16 protein-coding genes (1 of these 16 only partly in view) are annotated in these 12,762 nt (G+C 36.0%); 13 read left to right on the forward strand and 3 right to left on the reverse strand.

The window, feature by feature from the left end; all coding sequences use genetic code 11:
* From BMF77_RS23445 to trmFO, 9 genes are all read left to right on the forward strand, one after another.
* Positions 1-1,197, forward strand: partial view of an AAA family ATPase gene (locus tag BMF77_RS23445; protein ID WP_148766239.1) — the 3' portion only. 57 nt of this gene lie to the left of the window's left edge; 1,197 of the gene's 1,254 nt are visible here — the last part of the coding sequence; its start codon lies off the left edge, out of view; it ends in the stop codon at positions 1,195-1,197.
* A complete protein-coding gene (locus BMF77_RS23450; protein WP_148766241.1) occupies positions 1,194-1,847 on the forward strand; it encodes a retron system putative HNH endonuclease in 654 nt (217 codons plus the stop codon). The genes BMF77_RS23445 and BMF77_RS23450 overlap by 4 nt, the downstream gene beginning before the upstream one ends.
* 9 nt (positions 1,848-1,856) lie before the next feature.
* A complete protein-coding gene (locus tag BMF77_RS23455; protein ID WP_148766243.1) occupies positions 1,857-2,588 on the forward strand; it encodes a hypothetical protein in 732 nt (243 codons plus the stop codon).
* A 600-nt stretch (positions 2,589-3,188) separates the two neighbouring features.
* A complete protein-coding gene (locus BMF77_RS23460; RefSeq protein ID WP_148766245.1) occupies positions 3,189-3,605 on the forward strand; it encodes an element excision factor XisH family protein in 417 nt (138 codons plus the stop codon).
* Positions 3,593-3,928 (forward strand): XisI protein, encoded by a 336-nt coding sequence (locus BMF77_RS23465; protein ID WP_148766247.1) that lies wholly within the window; start codon positions 3,593-3,595, stop codon positions 3,926-3,928. Before BMF77_RS23460 ends, BMF77_RS23465 begins: the two co-directional genes overlap by 13 nt.
* A gap of 76 nt (positions 3,929-4,004) precedes the next feature.
* Positions 4,005-4,235 (forward strand): type II toxin-antitoxin system HicB family antitoxin, encoded by a 231-nt coding sequence (locus BMF77_RS23470; protein WP_148766249.1) that lies wholly within the window; start codon positions 4,005-4,007, stop codon positions 4,233-4,235.
* On the forward strand, positions 4,228-4,332 hold the full coding sequence (locus tag BMF77_RS28270; protein ID WP_246863013.1) for a type II toxin-antitoxin system HicA family toxin: 105 nt from the start codon (positions 4,228-4,230) through the stop codon (positions 4,330-4,332). Before BMF77_RS23470 ends, BMF77_RS28270 begins: the two co-directional genes overlap by 8 nt.
* Positions 4,320-4,442 carry a hypothetical protein gene (locus tag BMF77_RS28795; protein WP_256370325.1) on the forward strand — a complete coding sequence of 41 codons (123 nt, stop codon included), beginning with the start codon at positions 4,320-4,322 and terminating at the stop codon, positions 4,440-4,442. Before BMF77_RS28270 ends, BMF77_RS28795 begins: the two co-directional genes overlap by 13 nt.
* 38 nt (positions 4,443-4,480) lie before the next feature.
* Positions 4,481-5,803, forward strand: coding sequence for an FADH(2)-oxidizing methylenetetrahydrofolate--tRNA-(uracil(54)-C(5))-methyltransferase TrmFO (gene trmFO, locus BMF77_RS23480; RefSeq protein WP_148766251.1), 1,323 nt, complete (start codon positions 4,481-4,483; stop codon positions 5,801-5,803).
* A gap of 19 nt (positions 5,804-5,822) precedes the next feature.
* Here trmFO and BMF77_RS23485 read toward each other — a convergent pair whose 3' ends face one another.
* On the reverse strand, positions 5,823-6,116 hold the full coding sequence (locus tag BMF77_RS23485) for a hypothetical protein (protein WP_148766253.1): 294 nt from the start codon (positions 6,114-6,116) through the stop codon (positions 5,823-5,825).
* Between the two features lie 274 nt (positions 6,117-6,390).
* Between BMF77_RS23485 and BMF77_RS23490 the strand changes: the two genes are divergently transcribed.
* The 4 genes from BMF77_RS23490 to BMF77_RS23505 all read left to right on the forward strand — a co-directional run bounded on the left by BMF77_RS23490 (position 6,391) and on the right by BMF77_RS23505 (position 10,223).
* Positions 6,391-7,632, forward strand: a complete 1,242-nt coding sequence (locus tag BMF77_RS23490) for a pitrilysin family protein (protein ID WP_148767200.1) — start codon at positions 6,391-6,393, stop codon at positions 7,630-7,632.
* A 14-nt stretch (positions 7,633-7,646) separates the two neighbouring features.
* Positions 7,647-8,918: a pitrilysin family protein gene (locus BMF77_RS23495; RefSeq protein WP_148766254.1), complete on the forward strand. Its 1,272-nt coding sequence runs from the start codon at positions 7,647-7,649 to the stop codon at positions 8,916-8,918.
* 159 nt (positions 8,919-9,077) lie between these two features.
* The gene (locus BMF77_RS23500) at positions 9,078-9,848 is read left to right on the forward strand and encodes a peptidoglycan-binding protein (RefSeq protein WP_148766256.1); all 771 of its coding nucleotides are present in this window, start codon (positions 9,078-9,080) and stop codon (positions 9,846-9,848) included.
* Between the two features lie 21 nt (positions 9,849-9,869).
* Positions 9,870-10,223: a phage holin family protein gene (locus BMF77_RS23505; RefSeq protein WP_015080630.1), complete on the forward strand. Its 354-nt coding sequence runs from the start codon at positions 9,870-9,872 to the stop codon at positions 10,221-10,223.
* Here the strand turns inward: BMF77_RS23505 and BMF77_RS23510 are convergent.
* Together BMF77_RS23510 and shc are read right to left on the reverse strand one after the other, a co-directional pair.
* Positions 10,220-10,645, reverse strand: a complete 426-nt coding sequence (locus BMF77_RS23510; RefSeq protein WP_148766258.1) for a cobalamin biosynthesis protein — start codon at positions 10,643-10,645, stop codon at positions 10,220-10,222. The two genes, BMF77_RS23505 and BMF77_RS23510, sit on opposite strands and share 4 nt — an antisense overlap.
* 113 nt (positions 10,646-10,758) lie before the next feature.
* Positions 10,759-12,672, reverse strand: coding sequence for a squalene--hopene cyclase (shc, locus tag BMF77_RS23515; RefSeq protein WP_148766261.1), 1,914 nt, complete (start codon positions 12,670-12,672; stop codon positions 10,759-10,761).
* Positions 12,673-12,762 lie beyond the last annotated feature (90 nt).

Below are 12,762 nucleotides of genomic sequence, written 5' to 3' on the forward strand. Positions count from 1 at the left end.
GATTTTGATGAAAAAGAACCAACAGTATTTATTGGTATTAATGGTGTAGGTAAATCAAGTATTCTTGATGCTATTTGTTTATTACTTTCTTATTTTATTCACTGGATAGGAGGTACTGTTGATTCTGAGAACGTTAAAACATTTAATGAATTTGATATTGCTAATAAAAATATTATTACAAAATTGGATATTAAAATATCATATCGTGGAGAAGATAGTTGGACAATTTACCGAGAACGCGATGGAGTTACCAAAGTATCAGGACACGAAAAGAGACAAAATGCTTGTGATGGGATTTGGAGACATTGGTATAATGAGCCACAATATAATATACCTCTAATAGTTTATTATCCTACTAATCGAGCAGTGATTGATATTGATTTAGAAGTTCCTATTCAGTCTGAATTTAAACAAATAGATTCTTATGATAAAGCTCTAGCAGGTGGTAGGATTAGCTTTTCTCATTTATTTCAGTGGTTTAGAAATAGAGAAGATATAGAAAGTGAATTACGTCTAGAAAATAATTCTGATTATCGAGATAAACAATTAGAAGCAGTTAGACAAGCCATATCTTCATTAATGCCGAATTTTACTAAATTGCGTGTACGTCGTTCTCCTTTGAGAATGACATTACAAAAAGATGGAGAAGAATTAATAGTTAATCAATTATCAGATGGGGAAAAGTGCTTATTAGCAATGGTAGGAGATTTAGCGAGAAGATTAGCTATTGCTAACCCAGGGTTAGAAAATCCTCTTGATGGTTTCGGAGTAGTTTTAATTGATGAAATTGAATTACATTTACATCCAAAATGGCAAAGAGAAATTATCCCAGCTTTAACTAGAACATTTTCCAAGTGTCAATTTATAGTTACTACTCATTCTCCTCAAGTGATTAGTCAAATTAAACCTCAAGGAATTTATATTCTAGAAAAAACAGATACAGGTATAATTGCTAAACGTCCTGAAAGTTCCTATGGTAGAGATAGTAATCAAATATTAGAAGATTTAATGGATGTTCCTGAACGTCCACAGGAAATTAAAGATCCTTTGCTAGAGTTGTTTAGATTAATTGATGAAGGAAACTTAGAAGCTGCTAAAGAATTGAGAAGAGAGTTAGCTGGAATAATTGGTGAAGATGAAGCACAATTTGTAAAAGCGGATATTTTAATTAGGAGAAAAGGACTTTTACGTAAATGAAATATATTCAAAAAAGTGCAGAACCAACTAGTTTATCTACATGGAAAATCAAGCAAGGTGCTAAAATTCCTACTTGGAAAAGTTTTGGAAGAACTGTAGTTAAAGGTCAGCTTTTAGAAATTTTATTAAAAGAACAAGGTTATATTTGTTGTTATTGTGGTGTTGCTATAGATAAAGGAAGTTGTCATATTGAACATTTTAAACCTCAAGGTATAGATGAAACTGTGAAATTTGATTATTTTAATCTTATAGTTTCCTGTCAAGGAGAAGATCAACAACCCCGTGTTCCTGTACATTGTGGACATCAAAAAGATAATTGGTATGATGAAAAGTTGTTAGTTTCACCGTTAATAGCAAATTGTGCAGAGTTTTTTAAATGTTCTGCTGCTGGTGAAATTTTACCGACAGAAGAAACTATTAAAAAACTTGCTGCTGAAACAACAATAGAAAAATTAGCTTTGAATATTCCCAAGTTACAAAGAATGCGTAAAGCTGCAATTGATGCGGAATTAGAATTATTAGCAGATGAGGATTTTAATGAAGAGGAAATCAGGAATATTATTAAGGATTATTTAGAATTGAATAATGACGGAAAGTATCAACCATTTTGTGCTGCCATTGTTTATATTTTGGAAAATTATTATTTGTAATCATTAAAAATGACAGACACATCTACAGATAATCAAGATAATCTGACAAATATATCAAAAATATTATGGGATAACCGTTTAAAACCTGACAATTCTTGGAAAGATAACCCTAAATGTAGTGAAATACAGCAAAAATTATTACTTTTTAACCCTAATCATCCTGACAATCCAGAACATATTGATAAAGTTATTAAATGCGTAATTAGAGGAGTGCGTCTTACAGAAGAAGCGATTAATTGGTATGAACCTTCTATTGGAGATACTCAAAAGCGCGGAGACATAGATAAGATAAGGGGAGTTCAATGGCGACTTGTAATTGCCTATAGTGGATTTGAAATTACGACTAAAGCATTAATGAATAATTTCGAGAGAGGAAAACCTCTAGATATTCCTAACTTTATCAAAATGTGCAGTCTGCCAATTTACAATCCTCTTGATACACCAAATCCCAAGAAAAAAGAAAATCTTGATAAATGGCTTGCAAAAGATCAAGATGCAATTGCTGAATTTCTGTCAGTAACTGCTGGGGATAAAAAAATCATTGAACGTTGGATTATTAAAGCTAATTCTATTTCTTCTTGGGAGGAAGCTCTTAAACTTGCTAAAGCTCTAAGAAACGCATCCGCGCATGGGTTTCTTTCGGCAAAAAAAGTTCAGGATTGGCAACTTAAGCCAGGATTGTCTACTCTTGCTGATAACTTGGGTGAAATTATGGCTGCTGGATTAAAAAAATTGATTTAGTAAATTGAATAAGATCCTCAACTCCTTAGAGAAGTCGGGGATCTGAACTTTTTCATTATTAAAAACATGGGTATTGACATTTGCTACTTAAATATGTATTCTTTAAAAGAATGTATATAAAATTTACTTGTAAACACAAGTAAGGCTTAAAACTTAAAACGGATTGAGAACCCGTAAGGGGGATCGGATTGAGAATCTGAAAGGGATATCAAATCTATTCCGAATATATACATGGTAAAACTTAGCTTTTAAGTTTTAAGACTAGCTTTTAAGTTTTAAGATAAGAATACACGGTGAACTCATGGCATCAAGCATAATAACCACCGTGTATTTCCCATTGGTGTCATAAAAAATGGTGAATAAAAAAATACCCGACTTCTTTAAGCAGTTGGATATCTGAGTTTTTAGTGATATGTTCAAAAAATAGATATTGACGTTTGCTATTTAACTGTTTATAATTAGTAGTTAAGAAATATGCGGTGAACTCATGGCATCAAACATAGTAGCCACCGTATATTTTTCAGCTTTTAATCAAAAATTAAATAAGTAAATAGCTTCGATTGCGATACCAGCATTACTGTAAAAATAGACCCATGATAAATGTCCAGAAAAGACATCTTCCATGATTTAGTCAAAGATGCCCTCACTCAAGATGGTTGGACTATCTCTGATGATCCTCTATACTTAAGTATCGGCAATTTGAATATTCAGATTGACTTAGGTGCTGAATGTCTCATTGGTGCAGAAAAAGATCATCAAAAAATCGCCGTTGAAGTAAAAAGCTTCCTCAGAGCTTCAAAAATTACAGATTTCTATGGTGCTTTGGGACAATATCTATCTTACAAAATTGCCCTAGAGGAAAACGAACCAGAACGCATATTATATCTAGCAGTTCCCGATTCAACATATCAGTCATTATTTGGAGAAGTTCTAATCCAAAAAGTCCTACAAAACTATCCTGTTAAACTAGTTGTCTATGATGAAGTAACAGAGGTAATAAAATTATGGATAAACTAAATTACTATCGCCAATTTTTGCGAGAATTTCTCACGCAATACGCAAATTACGGCTCAGAAGATCAAAATATGGAAACCCAATTGATCTTTGATACAGAAAATGATCATTACCTTTTATTGCGAACTGGTTGGGATAAAAAACGCCGAATTCATTCCTGTATATTTCATTTTGATATCAAAGATGGAAAAATTTGGCTTCAGGAAAATAATACAGATCTTGATGTTGGTGAAGAACTAGAAGAAATGGGAATCTCTAAACAAGAAATTGTCATAGGTTTTCATTATCCCGCACTGCGACAACATTCAGAATATGCTGTTTCTTAATTTGGAATTTAGCATTTAAAATATCTGACGATAAGCAGTATAATAATATAAAGATATTAAGGAGCTTACATATTCCATGCCAACTATTAAACAAAGATTTACTGTAATTATTGAAAAAGAAGACAATGGGTATATTTCCCTTTGTCCAGAATTAGATATTGCTAGTCAAGGAGATACCATTGAAGAATCAAAAGATAATTTAAAAGAAGCAATTGAATTATTTTTAGAATTTGCTTCACCTTCAGAAATAAAAAATCGTCTCAAAAGCGAAATTTTTATTACTAATTTGGAGGTTTCGGTTGGGTAAATTACGCGTACTATCAGGTAAAGAAATCTGTAAAATTTTACAAGATAATGGCTTTACAGAAGTTAGACAAAAAGGAAGTCATATATGCAAAAAGTAATAGAAGACTCTACTCTCACTGCTATTGTACCTAATCACTTATCTGTTAAACTTGGTACATTAATGTCAATTATTCGACAATCTCAACTACCTCGTTCTTTATTTGAATAATAATTTTATCATAATTTTATCTAAAATCTCAAATCACTATGACACAACAACCGATACAAGTAATTGGCGGCGGACTCGCAGGAACAGAAGCAGCATGGCAAATAGCCCAAGCCGGCGTGCCTGTGATTCTCCACGAGATGCGCCCTAAACGCTTCAGCCCTGCCCATCATACGGAAAATTTGGCCGAATTGGTCTGTAGTAACTCCTTCGGGGCTATGGCGAGCGATCGCGCTGCCGGTCTATTACATGAAGAATTACGCCAACTCGGTTCTATTGTCATCTCCAAAGCAGATGAACACGCAGTCCCTGCTGGTGGGGCTTTGGCGGTAGACAGAGGACAATTTGGCGAAGATCTAACCCAAACCTTAGCAAATCATCCTTTAATTGATTTCCGACGCGGTGAAGTTAAAGAAATTCCCGAAGGTATCGTTGTATTAGCTTCTGGACCTTTAACCAGTCCCGATTTAGCCGCAGATTTACAACGATTTACGGGGATGGAATATCTCAACTTCTTTGATGCTGCGAGTCCAATTATTGTCGGAGATTCTATCAATAAAGATATTGCATTTATGGCTTCTCGTTATGACAAAGGTGAAGCAGCTTATCTGAATTGTCCGATGAATAAAGAGCAGTATTTACAATTTCGATCAGCACTTTGTCAAGCAGAACAAACGGAATTAAAAGACTTTGAAAAAGAAACAGCGAAATTTTTTGAAGCTTGTTTACCAATTGAAGAAATGGCGAGAAGAGGTGAAGATACCATGCGTTATGGACCTCTCAAACCAGTGGGTTTATCTGATCCTCGCAATGGAGAACGTAATTATGCGGTAATTCAATTACGACAAGAAGATAAAGCCGGTCAACTTTGGAATATGGTCGGATTTCAAACTAATTTACGCTGGGGTGAACAAAAAAGAGTTTTTCAAATGATACCTGGATTGGAAAAAGCCGAATTTGTCAGATTAGGAGTAATGCACCGCAATACTTTTTTAAATGCACCACAGTTAATGTCTGCAAGTTTGCAATTTAAAGAACGTCCAACTTTACTAGCTGCGGGACAATTAATAGGAACAGAAGGTTATACTGCTGCATCTGCGGGAGGTTGGTTAGCGGGAACAAATGCAGCTAGATTAGCTTTAGGAAAAGAACCCCTAAATTTACCTATTACAACGATGATGGGGGCATTATTTGAGTTTATCAGATCCGCTGCACCAAAACATTTTCAACCGATGGCTCCTAATTTTGGAATTGTGCCAGATTTGGGTGTGAAAATTAAGAGTAAACCGGAAAAATATGGACGTTACCGCGATCGCTCTTTGGCAGATTTAGCAACTTGGAAAATGCAAAATTTAGCCGTTTAAATTAATAGGAGGAAGTGTTTTAATCTTTCTCCTTCAACATCACTAAACCATGTATTCCCACTGCTGTAATCACACCTCCCAATAATCCCCAAGTAGCATCAGCAAAAACATTAATTCGATGGGCTAAAGCTCGATGATATGCAAATTGCAAAGTTCTTTCATTAGGCTTTTCCTCTTTTACCAATTTTTCTAAATAATTTTCAGCTTTTATTAGTGCGTCATAATCAGTACCAAAATAATAAAGGGATATCAATACTACCAATAAACCAGGTATGACTAAAGCAAGTAATAAAATTCCTGGGCGTGTCTTCATAAAAACGATATTATTAAATATCAACTAACAACTGATGAAAAAGACAAGCTGACTGCTACCAACGCATCTATCGAGGAAAAAATGCCAGCGTGGATAGTCGTTTTTCTCATTCTATCAATATTACCTATTTGGGGAACATTATTTATCCATAAAACTTGTTGATTTACTAAATCTCTACAATTTGGCTTTCTTTTCCGTTAAATTCAAGGTTAGAATGACAACATTAAATTGTGCTTGAAACTAGAAAAAATTGCTAAAACAACTAACTAACAACGTGTTTCCCGGTTCAGTTATCAAATTAGATAACGGCTTGACATTCATTCACCAAGAAATATCCACTACACCCGTAGTCATAGCTGACGTTTGGGTGCGTGCGGGAGCTAACCTAGAACCAGAACCTTGGTTTGGAATGGCACATTTTCTAGAACACATGATTTTCAAAGGTACACCAAACTTGCTGCCTGGAGAATTTGATTATCATATTGAAAAAATTGGTGGTGTGAGTAATGCCGCTACCAGCCACGATTATGCCCATTATTCGATTACAACCGCTGCTAATTACCTAGAGCATACTCTACCACATTTGGGAGAATTACTCCTGAATGCAGCCATTCCTGACGATGAATTTATCAGAGAACGGGATGTGGTGCTAGAAGAAATCCGTTCTTACAATGATGATCCTGACTGGGTAGGTTTTCAATCTCTTGTTAAAAATGTTTACCAACAGCACCCTTACGGACGTTCTGTATTGGGAACTGAGGAAGAATTAATGCAGCATTCCCCCGAAGCTATGCGCTGTTTTTATCGCAGTTATTACCAACCAGAAAATATGACTGTGGTTGTGGTGGGGGGAATTGGTGAAAAAGCTGCGAGGGACTTGGTAAACCGGACATTTGTAGATTTTCCGCAACGTGATCATTGTCCCCAATTTACCAAAGTTACAGCACCGGTAATTTCAGGAATTCGTCGTCATGAGTTAATTTTACCTAGACTGGAACAAGCGCGGTTAATTATGGGTTGGAAAGTGCCAGGAGTAGAAGAATTTCGGGCTGTTCATGGTTTAGAATTATTATCAGCACTGTTAGGAGAAGGGAGAATTTCTCGATTAGTATCTGATTTGCGGGAAGAAAAGCAACTTGTTCAAGACTTATGCTGTGATTTTTCTCTCCAACAAGAATCAAGTTTATTTACAATTACGGCTTGGTTGGAATCAGAATATCTGGAACGAGTTGAAGAGTTGATTTGTGATCATTTGCAAGAATTGCAAAATCAAGAAATTAGCACACCAGAAATAAATCGCATTCAGCGGTTTTTATGTAATGATTATGCCTTTTCTACAGAAACACCAGATCAGCTAACTAATTTTTATGGTTATTATCATACCATTGCTAACGCTGAATTAGCTGTTACCTATCCCCAAGAAATCCAGTCTTTCAATCCGCAAGAACTGCAAAAATTAGCTCAACAATATCTTTCCCCAGCTAATTATGCTGTGACAATTCTCAAACCTTGTTAATTATTAAGTGAAAAATGCAAACTATTAATAGTCGCTCTCTGATTCATCGCACCGTATTAAGTAATGGCATTGTTTTATTAGTCTCAGAAAATCAAGCTGCTGATATTATTGCGGGACGGATTTTTATTCGCGCTGGTAGTTGTCATGAACAGCGAGAAAAAGCTGGTTTAGCGCATTTGTTATCAGCAGTAATGACAAAGGGATGTGATGGTTTATCGAGTTTAGAAATTGCCGAAAAAGTTGAATCTGTAGGAGCTGGTTTAGGCACAGATGCAGCTACAGATTATTTTTTGCTATCGTTGAAAACAGTAACTGCTGATTTTATTGATATTTTAACATTGGCTGGACAATTATTGCGATCGCCTACCTTTCCCGAAAACCAAATAGAATTAGAAAAGCGATTAGCAATCCAAGATATTCGTTCCCAAAAAGAGCAACCTTTTGGACTGGCTTTTGAACAACTGCGTCAGGTAATGTACCCAAATCATCCCTACTCCATGTCAGTTTTAGGTGATGAAACAACCATGAGCAGCATTACCCGTGATGACTTAGTAGAATATCATCAAACTCATTTCCGTCCTGATAATATTGTCATTAGCATTGCTGGACGCATTACACCAGCACAAGCAGAGAAATTAGTAAATAAGATTTTTGGTGATTGGCAAATACCAAATTCCACCAAACCTACTCTTAATTTACCACCAATTACTGGATCACCTAAATCTTGCCTGAAACCCTTAAATACACAACAATCAATTATCATGTTGGGTTATTTAGGACCATCAGTAACCAACCCAGAATATGCGGCTCTCAAGTTACTTGCTACCTATTTAGGGAATGGTCTTTCTAGTCGTTTATTTGTAGAATTGCGAGAAAAGCAAGGTTTAGCTTATGACGTATCTGCTATTTATTCGACTCGACTTTTTCCCGCTTCCTTCGTAGTTTATATTGGGACAGCACCGGAAAACACCAAAATTGCTTTTAATGGACTTCGCCAAGAAGTAGAATTATTATCTACCACCGAACTGTCAGCAGAAGCATTACAAACTGCTAAAAACAAAATTATCGGTCAATATGCGTTGGGTAAACAAACTAATGGACATATTGCACAGATATATGGTTGGTATGAAATTTCGGGTTTAGGAATTGAATTTGATCAAAAGTTTCCCGAATTAATTAATAATGTCACTGCAACGGAGGCAATGACAACCGCTTGTAAATATTTACAAGCACCCTACTTATCTCTCGTTGGACCAGAAGAAGCCATTCAGACAGCTACTTTCTAAAACCTTAAATTGCGTAGGTTGGGTTGACGTCAGGAAACCCAACAAAATCAAGTCTTGGAAATATTCGATTATGTTTTATCTTCACACCAAAAAGATTAAAGGCAAACAAAGCGATCGCCACAGGGTAAGATCAGCATCGGAAAGTTATACAAAAATTCTATGAAATTTAGTTTGATAGCAAGTATTCCCAACTACATGAGCGCAAATTCTTGGTATTGCTTACTCTTGTTAACCACCACACCCGCGTTAATTAGTTCCTCTGCTTTTATATCAACAGCAGCAGCGGTTAAAATTGCCCAAGTCAACACAGAAGTTAAAATTAATCGTCCTCCTCTAAACTTAGGTAGTCAGGGTGAACGAGTTACAGAACTTCAAGCCGCTTTGAAGATTTTGGGCTTTTATTCAGGTGCTGTGGATGGTACATATCAACAAAGTACCATTATTGCCGTTGCCCAATTTCAGCAAGCTGCTGGCCTAAATCCCACTGGTAATGTAGATAATATCACTTGGCAAAAACTGTTTCCCAGCCCATCAAATATTATTACTTCCGCACCTAATGCTGCCAGTAGTTTTACGACTGTTCCTACCCAACCGACCAGATTCACAAAACCACCGACTACTAAACGCACCACCAATCAGCCTAATTCTAGTATTCAACCCACTCCTCTCAATCAACAAATGCCCGGTATTCAATATACTCCCCAAGGATGGCCAATTTTACATTTAGGTACAAGTGGACCGGAAGTAATTAAATTGCAAAAACAACTCAAAATCCTGGGTTTTTTAAATGGTAAAATAGATGGAGATTTCGGAAGATCCACAGAAGCCGCAGTCAAAGCTGCTCAAACTCGTTATGGTTTAAAACCTGATGGTGTTGTCGGTGGTGGTACATGGAAAGTGTTCTTGAACCGCACTTCCCAGTCACGTTAATCTTGTTCTCATCATCAAACTATGAAGCACTTTCTTTTAACTTGGATCGGGACTGCGGTAGCATTATTAATTACGGCTAAAATTGTTCCTGGAATCATTCTCACTAGTTTTGTTGCTGCCTTAATTGCCGCTGTTGTGATTGGTTTAGTAAATGCCATTGTGCGACCAATTTTGCAGATTTTAGCATTTCCCATCACCTTAATTACTTTGGGTTTATTCACCCTAGTGATTAATGCCTTAACGCTATGGTTTGCCAGTGCCATAACTCCCGGTTATGGTTTTGAAATTCGGGGTTTTATTCCTGCTTTTTTAGGTTCAATTGTTTTATCAATTGTTTCTGGTATTATTAATCAGATTGTTAATGCAGTTGATTAAAATATCAGGGTTTCACTTTTAGCAACGGCTACTGTGATTGTTGCTGGTGCTTCTGGTAATCGGAAAATCTGTTTAGGAACTAATAACATTATTTCCGTAGATGTGATTTCTGAAGCTGCAAGAATCGCGGAAGCCTCTGCTACGCTAGATGTTCCCACTAACTTAGTAATAGTATTATTAGGATTGGGAACAAATACATTATTTAAAAGTTCGGCACTAAAGGTTTTTAAAGGTAGTTTTTCTAATTTACAAAATTCCAATAAACCAATTTCTGAGGCTTTTTTATCAATAGTTGCAATTCCAGCTATTTCATGATATATAAGTTGATTTTCCTGAAAAACTTTTTTGATTACTAAATTAATTAATTGTTGGGAAATTCCTTTTTGACAACCAATTCCTACCCATAATTTTTTTATAACCATATTATCCACGTTCTTTGACAACACTAATAAATGGGGTGTAAAAATAGCGGGCAAGATGCCCGCACTACAAGATTGATAATATTTCTCCAGAAAAATGGCAAAGGTATTGCTATTTAACTCGAACATTTTGCTTGATATCGTCCCAAAGCCATTAAAGGAAAATACTGCTGATAAAGGTGATACTTCAAATAAAAATGGCAAGGAAAGCCCGTTCCGGTAAAGTATTCTTCATCCCAAGTACCATCTAATTTTTGTGTTTCTAACAGGTAATTAATCCCCTTTTCAATACTATCAATCGCTAATTTGTCCGTTGCTTCACCTGCGACTATTAACCCAATTAGAGCCCATGCTGTTTGGGATGCTGTACTGTCACCTTTTCCTTTTAAACTAGGATCATTGTAACTAAAACAAGTTTCTCCCCAACCACCATCAGAATTTTGTACTTTCACTAACCAAGCTGCACCTTGATTTATATCTCTAGCATATTTCAAAGGATTAATTAAAGCCAAAGCTGATAAAACGCCGCTAGTTCCATAAATGTAATTTACACCCCAACGTCCAAACCAACAACCTTCTATTTCTTGTTCCTTCAAAAGATAATCTAAAGACTTTTCTAAATTATCTGGTTGAATTGATAAATTACAAGCCCCCAACATTTCTAATACTCTAGCAGTGACATCAGCCGTATTTGGATCAATCATCGCTTTCAAATCACCATAGGGGACAGAATTGAGCCATTCTTGATCATTATCAAGATCAAAAGCCGCCCAACCTCCTGGTTTACATTGCATCGTCGCAATCCAATTTAAAGCCCTATCAATAGCTTGTTTTTTTAGTTCCTCATTTGGCAATTTTGCTTGATGTAAAGCCATGACAACCACAGCCGAATCATCCACATCTGGGTAAAAACGATTTTCAAATTCAAACGCCCAAGCACCGGGTTTTCCCTGCTTGTTTTTGACATTCCAATCACCATAATCGAGAATTTGTTTCTCTATTAACCATTCTCCAGCTTTAACAATAGCCGGATCATTTGGGGCAAAACCTGAATCAATCAAAGCCCGAATCACCCAAGCTGTATCCCATACAGGAGAAACACAAGGTTGGACACAGTAACTATTTTCTGTTTCAATGGCGAAATTATCAACTGCTTTTAAACCCCGTTCGATCACCGGATCATTAGCATCATAATCTAAACACTTTAAAGCTAACAGAGAATTTAACATTGCGGGAATAATTCCCCCCCAATCACCTGTAACTTCTTGACGTTCTAGAATCCATTTTTCTGCGGCTTTAATTCCTTCATTTCTAAAAGGAACAAAATTAATACTTTCTGCTAATTTAAAGCCATCATCAAGGATATTAAAAATATCTGACCAATCACCATTTTTTGGTAATTCCCAGCAGACATTATTTACACCTTCAGCATATAATTCATCTAAATTAATTGGCTGATCAATGTTAAAAGTTGGTTTTCGATCAAAGACAATTAATAATGGCACAGTGCTAGAACGCGCCCAACTCGAAAGTTCATAAATATTGAAGAAAAAATTATCGGGTAGTAACATTACCCAAGGTGGCAAAGAAGGCAGTCCGCGCCAATTATAACAGTCAATTAAAGCTAGATGTAACTTTGTAAAAATCCGAGTTTTGCTAATACCACCTTTAGCTAAAATTAGAGATTTCGCTTTCAGCAATGCGGTATCTGTAGCGGGTACACCTAACAATCTTAAAGCCATATAGGCTTCTACAGTTGTGTTTAAATCTCCACCATCACCATAAAACAATTCCCAACCTCCATGTTCTCGTTGTTGAGAACGGAGATAATTTTCAACTTTATGTAAAGGTCTGGTTTTCTCAGTTCCCCAAATCTTATGTAATAAAACAGCTTCCGAAGTGATGGTAACATTAGACTCTAACTCAGCCCACCAATAACCATCGGGATTTTGAATAGAAAGTAGATGTTTTTGACTTGCGGCTATCGCATCAACAACTTGCTTGACTTTTATTCTATCTTGTGTTTGCATCAAATACCTACCTCAGCACCAAACAATATTTAAATAACATAACCGAATTACGAGAAAATTCTTCCGCAAAATCAGCAAACATTGTATTCT

The sequence above is a fragment of the Dolichospermum sp. UHCC 0315A genome, from assembly GCF_008121535.1.
In the GTDB taxonomy this organism is placed as follows: Bacteria; Cyanobacteriota; Cyanobacteriia; order Cyanobacteriales; family Nostocaceae; genus Dolichospermum; species Dolichospermum lemmermannii.

Excerpts from the sequence above, each read along its gene's own strand:
- BMF77_RS23450 (WP_148766241.1), top strand. The coding sequence starts at position 1,194 with ATGAAATATATTCAAAAAAGTGCAGAACCAACTAGTTTATCTACATGG.
- BMF77_RS23455 (WP_148766243.1), top strand. The coding sequence starts at position 1,857 with ATGACAGACACATCTACAGATAATCAAGATAATCTGACAAATATATCA.
- BMF77_RS23460 (WP_148766245.1), top strand. The coding sequence starts at position 3,189 with ATGTCCAGAAAAGACATCTTCCATGATTTAGTCAAAGATGCCCTCACT.
- BMF77_RS23465 (WP_148766247.1), top strand. The coding sequence starts at position 3,593 with ATGGATAAACTAAATTACTATCGCCAATTTTTGCGAGAATTTCTCACG.
- BMF77_RS23470 (WP_148766249.1), top strand. The coding sequence starts at position 4,005 with ATGCCAACTATTAAACAAAGATTTACTGTAATTATTGAAAAAGAAGAC.
- BMF77_RS28795 (WP_256370325.1), top strand. The coding sequence starts at position 4,320 with ATGCAAAAAGTAATAGAAGACTCTACTCTCACTGCTATTGTACCTAAT.
- trmFO (WP_148766251.1), top strand. The coding sequence starts at position 4,481 with ATGACACAACAACCGATACAAGTAATTGGCGGCGGACTCGCAGGAACA.
- BMF77_RS23485 (WP_148766253.1), bottom strand. The coding sequence starts at position 6,116 with ATGAAGACACGCCCAGGAATTTTATTACTTGCTTTAGTCATACCTGGT.
- BMF77_RS23495 (WP_148766254.1), top strand. The coding sequence starts at position 7,647 with ATGCAAACTATTAATAGTCGCTCTCTGATTCATCGCACCGTATTAAGT.
- BMF77_RS23500 (WP_148766256.1), top strand. The coding sequence starts at position 9,078 with ATGAAATTTAGTTTGATAGCAAGTATTCCCAACTACATGAGCGCAAAT.
- BMF77_RS23505 (WP_015080630.1), top strand. The coding sequence starts at position 9,870 with ATGAAGCACTTTCTTTTAACTTGGATCGGGACTGCGGTAGCATTATTA.
- BMF77_RS23510 (WP_148766258.1), bottom strand. The coding sequence starts at position 10,645 with ATGGTTATAAAAAAATTATGGGTAGGAATTGGTTGTCAAAAAGGAATT.
- shc (WP_148766261.1), bottom strand. The coding sequence starts at position 12,672 with ATGCAAACACAAGATAGAATAAAAGTCAAGCAAGTTGTTGATGCGATA.